This window comes from Phyllobacterium sp. LjRoot231 (assembly GCF_964253365.1).
Lineage (GTDB): Bacteria > Pseudomonadota > Alphaproteobacteria > Rhizobiales > Rhizobiaceae > Phyllobacterium.
The window spans coordinates 1,873,754-1,890,022 of record NZ_CAXUQT020000001.1; the positions used below are offsets into that span (position 1 = coordinate 1,873,754).

14 protein-coding genes are annotated in these 16,269 nt (G+C 55.0%); 8 read left to right on the forward strand and 6 right to left on the reverse strand.

Features of this window, described 5'->3' with window-relative positions; translation table 11 throughout:
• Positions 1–7 precede the first annotated feature (7 nt).
• On the forward strand, positions 8–268 hold the full coding sequence (locus ACSQ3H_RS09225; protein WP_436116777.1) for a hypothetical protein: 261 nt from the start codon (positions 8–10) through the stop codon (positions 266–268).
• Positions 269–274: 6 nt separating this feature from the next.
• Here the strand turns inward: ACSQ3H_RS09225 and choV are convergent, their stop codons facing one another.
• The 3 genes from choV to ACSQ3H_RS09240 form a co-directional block, all read right to left on the reverse strand.
• Positions 275–1,318: a choline ABC transporter ATP-binding protein gene (gene choV, locus ACSQ3H_RS09230; RefSeq protein ID WP_436116778.1), complete on the reverse strand. Its 1,044-nt coding sequence runs from the start codon at positions 1,316–1,318 to the stop codon at positions 275–277.
• Positions 1,315–2,157: a choline ABC transporter permease subunit gene (gene choW, locus ACSQ3H_RS09235; protein WP_436116779.1), complete on the reverse strand. Its 843-nt coding sequence runs from the start codon at positions 2,155–2,157 to the stop codon at positions 1,315–1,317. The genes choV and choW overlap by 4 nt, the downstream gene beginning before the upstream one ends.
• An 86-nt stretch (positions 2,158–2,243) precedes the next feature.
• Positions 2,244–3,185: a choline ABC transporter substrate-binding protein gene (locus tag ACSQ3H_RS09240; RefSeq protein WP_436116780.1), complete on the reverse strand. Its 942-nt coding sequence runs from the start codon at positions 3,183–3,185 to the stop codon at positions 2,244–2,246.
• Positions 3,186–3,375: 190 nt separating this feature from the next.
• Between ACSQ3H_RS09240 and ACSQ3H_RS09245 the strand changes: the two genes are divergently transcribed.
• From ACSQ3H_RS09245 to ACSQ3H_RS09265, 5 genes are all read left to right on the forward strand, one after another.
• Entirely contained in the window at positions 3,376–3,972 is a 597-nt protein-coding gene (locus ACSQ3H_RS09245; protein ID WP_436116781.1) for a thymidine kinase, read from the forward strand.
• A gap of 136 nt (positions 3,973–4,108) precedes the next feature.
• Complete coding sequence (locus ACSQ3H_RS09250; RefSeq protein ID WP_436116782.1) at positions 4,109–5,197, forward strand: hypothetical protein; 1,089 nt, start codon at positions 4,109–4,111, stop codon at positions 5,195–5,197.
• Between the two features lie 3 nt (positions 5,198–5,200).
• Complete coding sequence (locus ACSQ3H_RS09255; RefSeq protein WP_436116783.1) at positions 5,201–6,352, forward strand: hypothetical protein; 1,152 nt, start codon at positions 5,201–5,203, stop codon at positions 6,350–6,352.
• A 13-nt stretch (positions 6,353–6,365) separates the two neighbouring features.
• Positions 6,366–8,276, forward strand: a complete 1,911-nt coding sequence (locus tag ACSQ3H_RS09260) for an AAA family ATPase (protein WP_436116784.1) — start codon at positions 6,366–6,368, stop codon at positions 8,274–8,276.
• A complete protein-coding gene (locus tag ACSQ3H_RS09265) occupies positions 8,276–9,559 on the forward strand; it encodes a DUF6638 family protein (protein WP_436116785.1) in 1,284 nt (427 codons plus the stop codon). The genes ACSQ3H_RS09260 and ACSQ3H_RS09265 overlap by 1 nt, the downstream gene beginning before the upstream one ends.
• 55 nt (positions 9,560–9,614) lie before the next feature.
• On the opposite strand, the gene ACSQ3H_RS09270 is transcribed toward ACSQ3H_RS09265, so the two are convergent.
• Positions 9,615–9,944: a hypothetical protein gene (locus ACSQ3H_RS09270; RefSeq protein ID WP_436116786.1), complete on the reverse strand. Its 330-nt coding sequence runs from the start codon at positions 9,942–9,944 to the stop codon at positions 9,615–9,617.
• Positions 9,945–9,985: 41 nt separating this feature from the next.
• On the reverse strand, positions 9,986–10,819 hold the full coding sequence (locus ACSQ3H_RS09275; protein ID WP_436116787.1) for a hypothetical protein: 834 nt from the start codon (positions 10,817–10,819) through the stop codon (positions 9,986–9,988).
• Between the two features lie 156 nt (positions 10,820–10,975).
• Here ACSQ3H_RS09275 and ACSQ3H_RS09280 point away from each other — a divergent pair, with 156 nt between their 5' ends.
• Entirely contained in the window at positions 10,976–12,106 is a 1,131-nt protein-coding gene (locus ACSQ3H_RS09280; protein WP_436116788.1) for a DUF2333 family protein, read from the forward strand.
• A 450-nt stretch (positions 12,107–12,556) separates the two neighbouring features.
• Here ACSQ3H_RS09280 and ACSQ3H_RS09285 read toward each other — a convergent pair whose 3' ends face one another.
• Positions 12,557–13,018, reverse strand: a complete 462-nt coding sequence (locus ACSQ3H_RS09285) for an Lrp/AsnC ligand binding domain-containing protein (protein ID WP_112530643.1) — start codon at positions 13,016–13,018, stop codon at positions 12,557–12,559.
• A 110-nt stretch (positions 13,019–13,128) separates the two neighbouring features.
• Here ACSQ3H_RS09285 and putA point away from each other — a divergent pair, with 110 nt between their 5' ends.
• Positions 13,129–16,221 (forward strand): bifunctional proline dehydrogenase/L-glutamate gamma-semialdehyde dehydrogenase PutA, encoded by a 3,093-nt coding sequence (gene putA / locus ACSQ3H_RS09290; RefSeq protein WP_436116789.1) that lies wholly within the window; start codon positions 13,129–13,131, stop codon positions 16,219–16,221.
• Positions 16,222–16,269: the final 48 nt, after the last annotated feature.

Here is a 16,269-nt window from a genome sequence, read left to right on the forward strand (position 1 = left end):
GGATAGCATGAGCAAGAAGCAGCCAATCTCGACAGCGCCGAAGGATGGCAGCAAAGTTCAGATTTTCTGGACCGACGAAGACGGACAGGAAAACGAATCCATCGGGCAATATCGTTCTCTCGACCGACTGAAAGCCACGGGCGGTCAGTGGGACGAAACCGACGCTGGCTGGTGGATATTCACGGATTCCAACACCCAGAAAAAAGTGTCTCCGCATTCCTGGCAACCAGCCGGGAAATCTGGTGATGAGGACGCGGAAGAAGAATAGCTCAAGCTAATGCTTCTGGTGCTTTAACAGCCCGCGGACGATGTCATCGGCAGAAATCATGCCGAGAATGGTGCCCTTATCGACCACGCCGACATCGCCGCTGTTTTTCGCTATTGCTTGCATAATTTCCCGAACGGGTGTCTCTGGGCGAGCCGTGGCGGCAAACGGTCTGCCGGCAGGGCGCGTGCGGTCAAGCGGCACCATGATGTCGGCGGCAGTCAGGACCCCGAGTGGGTTCATGTTGGCCACGAAGTCCGCAACATATTCATCAGCAGGATTGAGCAGGATTTCCTGCGCCGTACCACATTGGATGATTCGTCCGCCTTCCATGATGGCTATGCGATTGCCGATTTTCATTGCCTCATCGAGATCGTGACTAACGAAGACAATGGTCTTCTTCAGGCGCTCCTGCAGGCTGAGAAGTTCGTCCTGAAGACGCGTGCGGATAAGCGGGTCGAGTGCTGAAAAGGGCTCGTCCATGAGCAGGATCGGTGCGCCTGTTGCAAAGGCGCGGGCAAGCCCGACGCGCTGCTGCATACCACCGGAGAGTTCGCCGACCTTGCGCTTGGCCCAGTCCTTGAGATTGACCAGTTCCAACTGCTGCTGCACTGCCTTTGCGCGTTCTTCCTTTGGAACGCCTGAGAGCTCAAGGCCGAAACCGACGTTTTCTTCCACGGTGCGCCATGGTAGCAGTCCAAATTGCTGGAAGACCATTGATACGAGATGCTTGCGCAGGTTGCGCAGGGTCGCCTTGTCAGCCTTGCCGACATCGATCGAACGTCCATTATTGTGAACGACGACGGAGCCGCGCGAGATCGGATTGAGACGATTGATTGCGCGCAAGAGCGTGGATTTTCCGGAACCGGAAAGACCCATCAGGACCAGTATTTCACCCTCGGCGATGTTGATAGAGCAATTGTGCACGCCGAGCACGTGGCCGGTTTCGGCCTGGATGTCGGAGCGGCTTTTCCCCTGATCGGCGAGGAAAAGCGAACCGTCGGTTTTCTTGCCGAAAATGATGCAGACATTATCCAGTGTGATCGCGGTCATTCACCTGGCTCCTTGCCGGGACGGAATATACGGTCGAGTATAATGGCGACGACCACAATGACGAGACCAGCCTCGAAGCCCAAGGCGGTATTGACGGAGTTCAACGCGCGCACGACTGGAACGCCAAGGCCATCGGCACCCACCAACGCCGCGATGACCACCATGGAGAGCGACAGCATGATCGTCTGGGTGAGGCCAGCCAGGATTTGCGGCATGGCATAGGGCAGCTCGATCTTCCACAAGAGCTGGCGGGACGATGCGCCAAAGGCCTCACCGGCTTCGATCAAGTGTTGGGGTGTCGAGGAAACGCCGAGATGGGTGAGGCGGATAGGAGCAGGAAGCACGAAGATTGCCGTTGCTATCAGGCCCGGAACCATGCCGATGCCGAAGAAGACGATGGCCGGAATCAGGTAGACGAACGTCGGCAACGTTTGCATGAGGTCGAGGACCGGGCGAATAGCAGCATAGAACTTTGGCCGGTGCGCGGCGATGATGCCGATCGGAACGCCGATACCCATGCACAGGATGCATGAGGAGAGAACCAGCGTCAGTGTCTCCATCGTCTCCTGCCAATATCCCTGGTTGAGGATAAACAGGAAGCCGAGAACGGTGAGAAGCGTGACGCCGATTGACCGGCGCAAAGCGTAAGCGATAGCGGCGAAGATCACGACCATGATCAGAGGATGCGGATACTTCAGCACGAACATCAGGCCATCGATGAAGGCCTGCATGACAGCCGCCAAGCCATCGAAAAACCCGGCAAAATTGGTGGTGAGCCAATCGACGACCGCTTTCGCTGTCCTGCCGACGGGAATCTTGTCTTGCGTTAACCAGTCCAAGCCGAACTATCCCTCTGTAGCGTATAAGTGGAAAGAGCCGCCCGGCCGATGGCCGGACGTTCCGTTATTTCACCAGGGACAAGGCGTTAAAGTCCCAGCGACGACTTGACCGCCGGAAGGGCCTCTTTGCCGTCGAACGTCGTGACACCGGTAAGCCAGGTATCGAGAATCGCCGGATTGGCTTTCAGCCATTCGGTCGCCGCCTTTGCGCCATCCTCGCCATCGTCGAGAATCTTGCCCATGATCTCATTTTCCATTGTCAGGTTGAATTTGAGATTGGTCAGGAGCTTACCGATATTCGGGCATTCGGTCGTGTAACCGGCACGAACGTTCGTATGAATGATGGCGCCGCCAAAATCCTTGCCGAAGACATCATCGCCGCCGGAAAGATAGGCGAGCTTGAAGTTCGTGTTCATCGGGTGCGGCTCCCAACCGAGGAAGACGATCGGCTTTTTGCTCTTCGTTTGCTTCGCGACCTGCGCCAGCATGCCCTGTTCGGAAGACTCGGCCAGCTGGAAACCCTTCAGCCCGAACTGGTCCTTCGAGATCATGTCGAGGATCAGGCGATTGCCGTCATTGCCGGGCTCGATGCCGTAAATCTTGCCGCCGAGATCATCCTTGAACTTGGCGATGTCTTTGAAATCCTTCAGACCCTTGTCATAGAGATATTGCGGCACTGCGAGAGTGTATTTGGCACCTGTCAAATTGGGGCCGAGGTCTTCGACGGTCTTGTTCTCGAGATATGGCTTTATGTCCGCAGACATGGTCGGCATCCAGTTGCCCAGGAACACGTCAATGTCTTTCTTGCCGAGTGAGGCATAGGTCACCGGCACGGAGAGAACCTTCGTGTCGGTTGAATAACCCAGCGCTTTCAACACTTCGCTCGTTGCAGCCGTGGTGGCTGTGATGTCGGTCCAGCCTACATCGGCGAATCGAACGGTCTTGCAGGATTCAGGTTCTGCGGCGAATGCTGTGCCTGCAGAGAGGACCAAAGCCAGGGAAATGGTGAGTTTGGATAGTACTTTCATCGATAGTTCTCCCCTTCCGGTTTTTACCGGATTTTCAATGTCATAAACCAAGCACCAAACAGCTAAGCATTCAAGCATAGGCGCGCATAAATTCAGTCAAATAGCGACAGTTGTTGATATTCCGACAAAAGTTGCGGGGGAGTAGGATGGAAGGGTTCATGCGAAGACCCAACTCTGATTAAAGCGGGATATGGCAAAACTCTATTTCAGTTACTCGGCGATGAATGCCGGCAAGTCGACGCTGCTTCTGCAGGCTTCCTACAACTATCAGGAACGTGGCATGCGGACGATGCTGTTTACAGCCGCGCATTACGCCGAAAACGGCGTCGGAAGGATCACTTCGCGGCTGGGCGTCAGCGCCGAGGCAGAGCTTTACCGCGAAAAGGACGATCTGTTCGCGCGAATCGCCAAAGCTCATGGTGAAAGCGACTTGAGTTGTGTTTTCGTTGACGAAGCCCAGTTCCTGACCAGGGACCAGGTATGGCAATTGGCACGGGTCGTCGACCGGCTCAATCTGCCAGTCTTGTGTTTCGGTCTGCGGACCGATTTTCAGGGCAAATTGTTTCCCGGTTCTGCCGAACTGCTCGCCATCGCCGACACATTACGGGAAATCCGTACCATCTGTCATTGCGGCGCCAAGGCGACGATGGTGGTGCGTCATGACCAGCACGGCAAGGCCCTGATTGAAGGTGATCAGGTGGCAATCGAGAAATCCGTTTATGTCTCGCTCTGTCGTAAGCACTGGGAAGAGGAAACGGGGCGGATTACTCCAGAGGGCGTTCCATAAGTCTTAGACCGCGATTCTCCGCTTGCAAGTTTACCTTTTGGCCTGTCATTTTCCCGTAGGCTTTTTTTCGCACTATCGCGCGTCTATATTCAGTAGGCGCGGCAATGACTTTTTGAGTAATCAGGGGAATACATAAATGGCAAGCTTGCAGAACTTCGATTCCGAGATCGAAAAGACCAGGACCATGGTCAACGACATGCGCACGAAGATCGATCAGTCCACAGTTGTTCTCGACAAGTTTGCCAAGGCCGATGAAAAGATTGGCGCTTCCGATTTCGACATCGAAAATGCGCGCATAGACGATGTCCTGCGCCAGCAGAAGGTGATGGAAGGCAATATCGCCGAGCTTATCATTGGCCTAGAGGACGCCACCAACGTGTTCGGCTCCGAATTCGAGAGCATGAAGGGCTATTCCGGCTGGGAAAAGTTCATTGGCGTTTTCTCCAAGCAGAGGATGCAGCGCCTGCGTTCGGATCGTGTACGCAACATGTCGCTTGCGGGAAACCTTCAGGAACTCCTCGCTAAATCCGACCGTATTGTCGGCATTCTGAAAGAACAAAAGGCTGTTCTGGATGATCGCTACAAGACGTCCGAAACAAGCCTTGCCACCGTCATCGAACGCCGCAAGACGACGATCGCTAACCTCGAAGCGACCCAAAAGCGGATTGAGGAACTCAACCCACTCTTGCTGGATATTGAAAACAAGATTGCTGCGTCGACAGATCAGGGCACGCGCACCGAGCTTGAAGGTCAACGGTCGAAGCTCGCGACAGAATATAACGAGCGCCAGGCCAAGGAACAGGAGCTTCTTGCCGAAAGCCAGACACTGGAGCGCTACACCTCAATGTTCCAGACTTTCGTCGACTCACTCAACAACCAGATCGCGGCACAAAGCACGCTGATCAACAAGCTGTCCATCGATACCGAGCAGCGCATCGTTCTCTACAAGGCGCTGGAAGATTCTTTGAAAACGGCAGCACAGCAGGACGTGGCGCACAAGATAAACACGCTCGGCAGTAGGGTCGATACGGCGGCAGAGGAAACGATGGCCGGTGTCGGGGCTGCTGCACAAAAGCACATTGGCGATCTTCTCGAAATGCACGAGAGGAACATGGTGAGCTCGCAGGATATCCAGCGCCGGAAGAAGCTGGCGGACGATGCTTTCTCCCGCCGGTTCTCTGAAGTCCTGAAGAAGCACAATTCCGCTGATTACGTGAAGAGCTAATCAATGAGGGACAATGCGGATCTTGCAGCGGCTGAGCGTTATTTTGGCGCCATACGCGCCGCGCTGGATGGGCTCGAGGTCTTTCTGAATAATCAGGATTCGCCGCTCTACAAGCATGATCTGGTTGCCCAGACTGTGTCTGAATATCTGCAGCGGCTGGATGCCTCGTTCGAATGCTGGCGCAATCGGCTTGGCTTTGCCGAGCGCTTTCGCATATCGAAAGCGGAAAGCGGGTTTCCGGTCTTCCAGAATGTCCTTGAGCTCGAAAACGACAAGAAGGATGCGAAAGAACGGCTTTCAGCCATTCCCCCGGCGGAAGCGCTGCGGAGCGAAATGGCCGATTTCATCCTGCGCAACCGTGAGTTTCCGCGCGATCTGCAAAAATCCATGGCGGAACGGATTTATCTTGAAACTGTCACCAAGGGTGACGTTTTCTCGCCGTTCCTCCTGCCGGTGACGATCCGCGTTTCGGTCAACCCGAAGACTATGCGGCCATTCTATGTGGTGCATTGGGGCGCATTCGATGGGGCCTCCAACCTGCCATTGATCTACATGGCCGTCATCGAGGATTCATCCGAAGATATGGTCGAGACGCTGGTGAGCAAGGATGGCAAGCTCAATACCAAGGTGAGAATTCCGCTCCCCGTCGGCGGTCTGCTCAATCCGGACCTTGCCCGCCGCTTTGATGATTTTGCTGCGAAGAATTCGGCCTATTCTCTGTCACCTGTAACTATCGCAACGAGCCTCGATCAGGATTTTCCGGAACTGCACCCCAAGCAGTTGCGCCGTGTTGTCCTAGGGCCGTTTTATACGGCCGGGATTACCGAACATAATCAGAAGGTTGCGGACGTGCTTGAGCGCGTACGCAAGCCCGAGGATGCCTGGCTTTTGACCTGGACCTTGCAGGAAGTGTTCTCCAAGGCTGAAAAACCGGGCAAGCGCGGTCTGTGGTCATCGGAACCATCGCGTGAGGAGTTCCACATCAATACGGATGATCTTGAAGCGGCGCGGCAAGGCGTCAGCCACTATGAGCAGCACGCGCTTGTACCGCACGAGGCCTATCAGGCGCTCTATGCCTCGGGTGAGGCAGCGCGCATTTTCACTGGCTTTGAGACGCATATCCTGTCCAATGGTCAGGTGATCAGCGGCATTTGAGGAGGAAACGAGCATGGATGTCGGTCTGACCACGATTGAGGAAAAGGACATCGCCAGGCATTTAGCCGTCGCGCAGGGACTCGTGACGCGCTTCGTTTCGCTCGAGACCGGCGATGGCAAATCCGGAACGGAAATTGCCGGGACTGGCAGGCGTTTTGTTTCGACCGTTTCCACTGGCGGATTGCGCAAAACGCGCGAGGTGGAACTTGCCAAGACCATCCAGTCCGTGCGACCCGCCGACCAGATGTTGTCGATCGCCCAGCATACATTGCTGTTCCGGGCACGGCGCGGCGTGGCAATTGCCCTGGCTGTCGCCGAAGTCTTCGGGCGTCAAAGCGATCTCGAAAGCCTGATGGCGCGCAATGCTTCCGCGCCGTTGCAAGGCGAGGACGCGGGCCACTTCAAGCGACTTTTGTCAGCCGCGTCTTACGTTGCCGCCTTTGCCTTCGCCGCCTATCTCGCGCAATTGATCGAGGCGGACGGCGAACCTGCGAACGATATTGCCGAGCCGGACTTCGTTTTCGACACCGCGCAGGACGCGTTGAAATCGGTCATTGCCAGTCTTGATCGCGCCATCTCGGGGGTGAGCGATGAGCAAGCCATGCTATCGCGCGCCAAGGCATTTTCAGCGCTCGCCATAGAAGGACTGTTGCAGCGCAAGGGCCGGTTCGATGGGCTCGGCAGCTTCGAAGATATGCATTTGCGTCTCGACAGCGATGATTTCACGCTGGACGGGTTTGATGTGGCACCGTCAAAAAAGCGCACGCCGCTGGTGATGACCTTCAAGAAGCCGAATGAGGTGGTTGGCAATCACATCGCCAAATATCAGGCACTGAAGCTTTCGAAGATGCTGATGGCCTATGATTTCGATCGGCAGCTCAATCCCTTTGTCGAGCTTGGCGGATTTCTCTTTACCTTTATCGGCGATGGCGCGCCGGGCACGGGCAAGACCACGTTGATCCAGATGATCGCCGGACTGGTCAATGATTACTGCCGGGTCGCGGGTTACGCATTCCATTACGAAAATTTCGGCGTCGACCAGATTTCGTCCTATCAGGGCAAGTCCGGACAGAACTGCAAGCAGTTTGTGACCAATGTGCTCAATCCGCGGGTTATCGGCTTCGGTACGATCGATGATGTCGATCAGGTTGCGGCTAAGCGCTCCGATGACCGCGCTTCCTCGGGCCAGCACGAAATCACCGGTGTGCTGATGGAGGCCTTTTCCGGTGCCTCGACCGTCATTCGCGGCAATTGTTCGTTCGGCATGCTTTCCAACTATCCGGAAAATGTCGATGACGCGTTGCGGCAGCGTGCGGGTGCGCGCTGGTTGGTGGACGGTCCGCAGACGCGTAACGACTATATCGATATTTTTGCGCTGCTCGCCGGCAAGAACCACAAGATCCCGCTAGGCGATCACAAGCTGTTCGAAGCCCAGCAGATCGAACGAGCGGTTGAGACCGCCTATGATGAACTGTCGAAGCCGCAGGAGGACGGGCTGAAGGCCGTCTATGACCGCTTCATCAAAGAGAATGGCGAGCCGGAAACGCTGTCGGACATCGGCACCTATCTGCACATGATCAAGGAGCGCGAGCCACGCTTTACCGGCCGCGCCATCAAGAATGTCACCGACGCGATCAAGATGCGGGCCATGGACGTGGAACTGCCGGATGAATGGTTCGAAAAGCCCGAGACCTTCATGCACAAGAGCTATGATGACAAGAAAGCGATGATCGAGGAGCTGCGCAATCCCTTCACGATGGAAATGGTGCTGCAGGAAACCAACCGATATGCGGATTCGGAGTTCCGCTATGCGGACAAATCCGACGATGCGGCGGTGGACAAGATGGTCCGCGATGCGAGGTTGCGCGAGCGGGCGGTGCGGGAAGTCGAGGCGCTCAAAGCCAAGGGGCAGTGGGACGTCTGATGGACCTTCTCTACGAAAACGAGCTGATCTATGGACGCTTGCTGACGATCGACCAGCCGCATCTGATCGAGCGTTATAATCGCGCGTTGAAGTCCTTCGGTTTTCCTGCCACCAAGCTCAAGCAATTCAACATTGACCGGACTGGCTTTTCGCCGGAGCTCGCCAAGGAGCTGAACGACCCATCTTATCTCGATCCGAACGGCGTCAACCGCAGGTTCATCATTTTGACCCCGGCGCAGGCGGACTTGCCGGTCGTACACACGCAATTCTCCAATACATCGCAGCTGATGTATGAGTTTTTCACCAACAATTCCCGCGCCATCAATGCGCTGACGATCAAGGATGTGCTCTACGGCGAGATCGAGGATTCCGTCTCGGTCGTCAACGATATCGAGGATTTGCTGTCGATCAATCAGGTGGAATTTCGGGTGCTCTCTGCGGAAAACGTCATGGGGCAGGCGGCAGAATTGCGGCTGCTGGTCGACCGGTTGGAGGACGAGCCGGACGCCTGGCGCAACAACGAACTCATCAACCGCATGGTGGAACTCGCCAAGGTCACCGGCGATATCCGCGAAAATTCGCTGGTCCCGGACAAAGTGATCTTCCGGCATCGGGCGTTCTGGACCAGCCATTTCGGCGGTACTTTCATCTTCGTCGATGACAATACGACGACCGTCATCGGCGATCCTTCCGCGCCGGGATTCCGGCGATCGCGGCCTTGGCAGGTCAACTACATTTCCAGCAAGGACGCCGAACAGGTATTCCAGTTCCTCGCATCCACCTCGCGGATTGAACTGCCGCGCGCCTCATGGATCGAGCAATCCGGCTATCTGGAAAACCGCGGTGAGATGATCATCCGCCATCTGATCCAGTCGCTGGAGCCGACGCGGGACCTCACCAATATCGACCGCATCTGGCTGCAGACATGGATCCACGCCAATGCCAGCCTGATCAATCATGATGGCACATGGCCATTCCTCAATGCGGTCAAGCGCGAAATCGGCCAGACCGGGCAGCTCAACATGGCCGAAATCGACCCGAAACGCCGGTTTCTTGTCACACGCGCCTTGCCGCGCCATCCAGATGCGTGGCTGGTCAATCATCTGATCAGCGATTTCGTGCCGTGGGATTTCCTGTCACGTTATGTGTTCAACAAACCGGGATTTTATGCCGATTATCAGGGCTGGAGCCCTCCCTATCAGGCACATGTCGTCGATATTCTGAAGACGATTTATTTGAAGGATAAGGAGGGATTGAGGAAGAGGTTGTATGGGTTGGAATAGTGAAGTGAACAAAATGCTCGGGTCTACGGTAGTAGATGGGAAAACTCAATCTAGGTCAAAAAGCTACGTGCATATATTGGACATCTTCACGATCTCCCCATGCCTTGCAGGTCCCCGTCCCCTGCACACTGATTGATTTCTTGCCGTTGGCAGCAGCAAGTAGGAGTGCGTATTTATTCTTCCCTTCCGTAGTGCTGCCGTCGAAGGCAAAGTCCGTTTTCATTGTTCCGCACGCAGGGACGTCTGTGTGCGTGTCTACAGTAAATATGACAACGCCATCTATGTGAGCGATAATAGCACGTACCAAGCCTGAGCCTGTCCCTGCTTGTGCAGGTAATGAGAGTGTAATGAGTGCGGCGGCAACAGTGTACTTTAAAAATTTCATTAAAATTCTCTGGTAAACATAGTGAAAATGGTGTCGCTGATTTAGTTCAATAGAAGATACGTAATTGGGCTCATATCGAAGTCAGCACGGCTTGGATCGCCATAATAATATCTAACCATTGCGACATCACCAGCGCTCAGAACTCCGCCATTTTCCATCACCGGGTTGCAGTAATTCATTACCGATGCAAGGTCCCATGGTCCAAAAGGTGTCGTATTGGCGGTCGGTTCTCTATCTGGAGCGCATCCGGCTAATGTATCGGGACGATTCTGCTCATGATCAAAGCCAAGGACATGCCCGAATTCATGAACGGCAATCTTACGAATGCAATCATTTTTTTGGTTCGAACAGCTAGCAGGTCGAAATGTGATAAATTCAAAATTCAGCTCAACGCTGGCATAAGCGTAGAGCCTTTTGGCATCTCCGGTGGCCTGAGGCTTGAAGTTCTTTAACGTTTTTCCCAATCCCCATGTGGCCGGAGTCGCATCATTGACCGTGATTGAAATCCCTCCGTTAGCGCTCCCGTCACCTTCGCACTTTTGCCACCCCGTGAAACGAATCAATGAAACAGCTTCCCATGTGTTGGCGACGGCCTGCCGCACGATTTCTCGCTGCGGGGCGTATTGGTTGAACTGTGCTGCGTCCATCTGCCAACAGGTCACTATCGGTCGATCTCCGAGCGGCCAGATAGCACCCTCTTTTACAAGTCCTTCGGAAAATCGCGAGCCAGTCTGGTGATTTCCTTCAAGAGGATCGTGCGCCAACGCGCTTGATGTTAGGCCCCCGGCCGCCAGCATCAGACACGCGAAGAGGCCAGCTACAAACAAACGGAAACGATGCATGCCGACTCCATTCAAACGGCTGAAAATATTCATAATAAACGCTGCCGTGCACGTAGCCGTCAATTTGACCTTAGTCGTAAAGGGGCAATTTATTTCACACCGCATTGTCGATATTCTCAAAACAACCTATGTGACTGAAAGGGGGCTGGCGCAAACGGCTCTATGGACTTGAACAGTGAAGGAAACAGAATGCTCGAGCCCGTGATCAATTTCTTCAGCCGGATTTTCTATTACATTGGACGCGGTATCGGCTTCGTTATCGGCATTATTCTTTTGCCGTTCATTTGGGCGGGCCGCTGGTATGTTCAGCGCGGTATTATCCTCAAGGCGGTGCTTGGTGTCGCGGTGCTCATATGGCTCGGGCTCTATGGCTATTTCTTCTACAACACGCAGGCATGGACCAATTTCAATCCAGACTACATAAATGCCTATAATTTCAAGAACCAGACTGTACCGGCAGGTGAGCCTGTGGCGGCACCAGCGCAGGCGGCGGGCACTGCGGCCAAGACATGTGCTCGTTCGGCAATTGTCCAGGTTACGGCTGACCTAACGGATTTCAATGTCAACCAGAACGCGTGGATTTCCTCCATGCTTCTGTACAAACTAGGGTTCTTTGGTGTCGACTGGGACAATACGCCTTTCCTCGATAACAAGGCGTCGTTCCAGCGCGGCATAAATTCCGCGGTACGCCGCACGGCGGTTGAACTCGTCGATACACTTGGCCGTGTTCGCGGCACGTCGCAAATCGATGCCGACCTGCAGAAGGCGCGCGGCAATCTGCAGTTCACCGAGGATGCCTGGTATTTTGGCCTCAATCCTTTTGGTCCCAAGACACCGACGCCGAGTTATTATCGCTCAGCGGTCAAGGATTTGCGCACGTTCAATACCAAACTTGAGGCATGCAACGCCATTTTTGACGCGCGGGCGGATAACCTCATACAGTTCATCGACCGTATCGCCAATGATATCGGCGCGACCTCGGCCATTTTGAAGGATCGCTCGGAGAACAACAATTATGGCTGGTTCGATACCCGCGCCGATGACCGGTTCTGGTTCGCCTACGGCCAGCTTTATGCTTATTATGGCCTGATGAACGCGGCACAGGTGGATTTCAAACAGGTGCTGGATGAAAAGCACCTGACGCCGCTATGGGACGGTATGGACGGACAGCTTCGTTCAGCGTTGAACATTAAACCATGGATTATTGCCAATGGCAGCGAGGGCGGCTGGCTGTTGCCTAATCATCTAACGACGATGGGGTTCTATATCCTGCGCGTGCGGTCGAACCTGATCGATATCAAGCAGGTATTGCAGCAGTAGTGGACTTGGGCGGCTAAATTGCTATATTAGTCTTGGAGTAGGGACGAGCTTTTGGCCCACCCCCATTCCTAGTTTGTGAACTGAACCCGGATCGAGACCTGCCAGCCTGTCCGGGTTCGTTTCACCACCAGGGTGATGCTCAGCGGTTTAAACCACATCACGTCACCTCCAAGTTTGAGGCAAGGCTGATGCCCCGCATGATCCGAAAATCGGAACGATTTTCTTTACGAGGATCAGGCGATCTTAGTTTTCACAGCGCCTTTGTGCGTCCCACGGACGCGGCGCTATGGGCTCAGAGCAGCCAATCTCCTCCGATACACCGCTGGCCCGGTGCTGTTGCTTTAACCCTCAGACGATTTCATACATGAAGGTGTTTGATTGGTTCGGCAACGAATGTCAGGTTGCATGGAATCACGCGATCGGTTGCAGTCGATGCTCATTATACGAAACTCACACCGGCAGGCTTGATGTTTCCTTGACCTCTTCCATCACCGCGTAAGTGTGGCTTTCACGAACGCCCGGCAGGGAAAGCAACATATCGGAGAGAAAACGCCGGTAATGTTCCATGTCGGCGACGCGGGCCTTGATCAGATAGTCGAAGCCACCGGCGACCATATGGCATTCCATCACGTCCGGGTTGCGGCGAGTGGCAGCGGCAAAGGTCGCGAAAACATCTGGCGTGGTGCGGTCGAGCTTTATCTCGACGAAAACGAGCATTGCGCGATCGAGCTTTTTGGGCGACAGTTTCGCCGTGTATCCAAGAATATAGCCGTCGCGGGACAGCCTCTTTACCCGTTCAGTCGTTGCGGTTTGTGACAAGCTGATGCGTTCGGACAATTCTGTGTTAGTCAGGCGTCCATCCTTTTGCAGCTCGCGCAATATCCTGCGATCGAGACTGTCCAAATTTTTCATCGCTAAAATATTCCCCGTTTGTAGTTTTTTGCACGCATTCTCTCACATTCATTGGTGAGAATACCTGAGAGGAATAGATTATATGGGAAAAATCAATAAGGGGAAGCCTGATGACCGCTCCATTGCTATCTACCAACGACTTTTCTGCACCCTATGCCGTCGATGACCAGCAACTGGTCGCATCGCTGCTGAAGACGATCACTCTTCCCGAGGATGTGAACCGCCGTATCGATGCACGCGCCAGCAAATATATCACGACGATCCGCAAGGAAGCGAGCGGCATTGGCGGCGTCGAAGATTTCCTGCGCGAGTATGGGCTCTCCACTCGTGAAGGCTTGGCGCTGATGGTTCTCGCCGAAGCCTTGCTGCGCGTGCCGGATGCGGCGACGCAGGACAAGCTGATCGAGGACAAGTTGAAGCAAGGACACTGGTCAGAGCACGAGCCGAGCGGCGATACATGGTTCGTTTCCGCCTCAGCCTGGGCGCTGGGTCTCTCCGCCAAAGTGATCAAGCCGGGAGAGACGCCGGAAGGCGTGCTTTCCTCACTGGTCAAACGTATCGGGCTGCCGACCGTCCGGACCGCCACCAAACAGGCCATGCGCTATCTCGGACACCACTTTGTTCTCGGTGAAACAATCAAGGATGCGCTGAAACGCGCCAGCACGAACGAGGCCAAGGGTTATCGCCATTCCTTCGATATGCTAGGCGAAGGAGCCCGTACCCGTAAGGATGCGCGAGGCTATTTCAAATCATATTCCGACGCCATCGATGCGATAGGCCGCGCCACCGGCAATAAGAAGCTTCCAGATCGTATGGGTATTTCGGTCAAGCTTTCGGCGCTACATCCGCGTTATCTGGCGACACATCATGATCAGGTCATGGCCGAGTTGGTGCCGGACCTTCTGGCTCTTGCGCAAAAAGCAAAGTCCTATGACCTCAATTTTACCGTCGATGCCGAGGAGGCAGACCGGCTTGAGCTTTCGCTAGACGTGATCGATCAGGTCTTTGCCGATCCTTCGCTCGATGGCTGGGATGGGTTTGGACTTGCAATTCAGGCTTATCAGAAGCGGGCGCTTGATGTGATCGATCACATCGATCGGCTGGCGGCGCGCCACAATCGCAAGATGATGGTACGTCTCGTCAAGGGGGCTTATTGGGATACGGAGGTGAAGCGGGCGCAGGAACGCGGTCTCGCCGACTATCCGGTATTCACCCGCAAGCCTGCGACCGATGCATCCTATCTTGCGTGTGCCAAGCGTATGCTCGATGCGCGACCGCGTATCTTCCCGCAATTCGCCACGCATAATGCGTTGACCGTTGCCATGATTCTGGAAATGGCAGGCGCCGACAAGAGCGGCTTCGAATTCCAGCGCCTGCACGGCATGGGAGAGAGCCTTTACAAGCAGATCACCGAGAAAAACGACAAGATAGCTTGCCGGATCTATGCGCCGGTCGGTGGTTATCGCGATCTTCTTGCCTATCTCGTGCGCCGTCTCCTCGAAAATGGTGCGAATTCTTCGTTCGTTTCGGTTGTAGGCGATAATGATGTGCCGATAGCAGATCTGTTGATCCGGCCGGCCGAAAAACTGAATGATGGCAAGGGCTACCGTCACCCGAATATTCCATTGCCGTCCAAACTCTACGGGAGACGCGCCAATTCCCTTGGCGTCGAGCTAGGCGACCGCAAGGAATTGGCTGCTCTGCTGTCTGGAATTGCCAAGGCATCAACGACTGTCAAAGCGGTCCCGTTGATCGACGGCGTGAAGGCATCCGGCAAGGCGCAGGATGTGCTCTCTCCGGTGAATGGCTCGATTGTTGGTACAGTGGTCTTTGCGACTGCTGACGAGGCCGCGAAAGCCGTTGGTATTGCCCGCAAGGGGTTTGCATCATGGTCGCGAGTGACAGTAGAAATACGGGCAAAGGCGCTGGAGAAGGCTGCTGACCTCCTGGAAGACAATCGCAACCTGTTTCTTGATCTCCTGTCGAGCGAGGCGGGCAAGACGATAGATGATGGCATTGCCGAAATCCGCGAAGCAGTGGATTTCTGCCGTTACTACGCCGCCGAGGCACGCCGTCAGTTTGCTGTAGACAAGGTAATGCCCGGACCAACGGGTGAAGACAACAAGCTGCGGCATCGCGGCCGTGGCGCGTTCGTCTGCATCAGCCCGTGGAATTTCCCATTGGCAATTTTCCTGGGGCAGGTGACAGCAGCGCTTGCCGCCGGCAATACGGTTCTCGCCAAACCGGCCGAGCAGACACCGTTGATTGCCTACGAAGCTATCCGTATCCTGCACGAGGCTGGTGTACCGAAAGATGCGGTGTTCTATGTACCAGGCGACGGTTCTGTCGGTGCAGCGCTGACCTCGCATCCAGAGATCGCCGGTGTGGCCTTTACCGGTTCGACGGACACGGCCTGGGCGATCAACCGGACCTTGGCTGCAAAGAAGGGACCGATTGTCCCGCTGATTGCCGAGACGGGCGGCCTCAATGCGATGATCGTCGATGCGACGGCCCTGTCCGAGCAGGTCGCCGATGATGTTGTCATGTCGGCCTTCCGTTCAGCTGGCCAGCGTTGCTCCGCCCTGCGTATTCTCTATCTGCAGGAAGATATCGCCGACAACATGCTCGAAATGATCGAAGGTGCAGCAAAGGAACTCACTCTGGGAGATCCTTCATTGCCGTCGACAGACGTCGGACCGATCATCGATCAGGCACAGCGCGATATGCTGACAGATCATATCGCGACGATGCGAAAGACCCAGAAAGTGCGTTTTGCAGGTGAAGCTCCAAAAGAAGGCCTGTTTTTTGCGCCACATATCGTGGAACTCAACCGGGCGGAAGCGCTGGAGCACGAGGTGTTTGGTCCTGTGCTTCACGTCGTGCGCTGGAAGGCCATAGACCTCGATAAAGTGCTCGACCAGATTGCCTCGACCGGCTACGGCCTGACGTTTGGCTTGCACACCCGCATTGAAGCGACCGTGACAAAAGTTATCGACCGGCTCGATATCGGTAATGTCTATGTCAACCGCAATACGATCGGCGCTGTCGTCGGCACGCAACCCTTTGGCGGCTCCGGTCTTTCTGGCACCGGACCAAAGGCAGGCGGCCCGGCTTACCTCACGCGTTTTGCACTTGAACAGGTGGTTTCCGTCAACACAGCCGCCGCAGGAGGCAACGCAAGCCTTATTGCAATGGGCGAATAGGAGACTGCAACTGGGGATAGTCAGAACGGGCTATCCTCATTTCGCTTG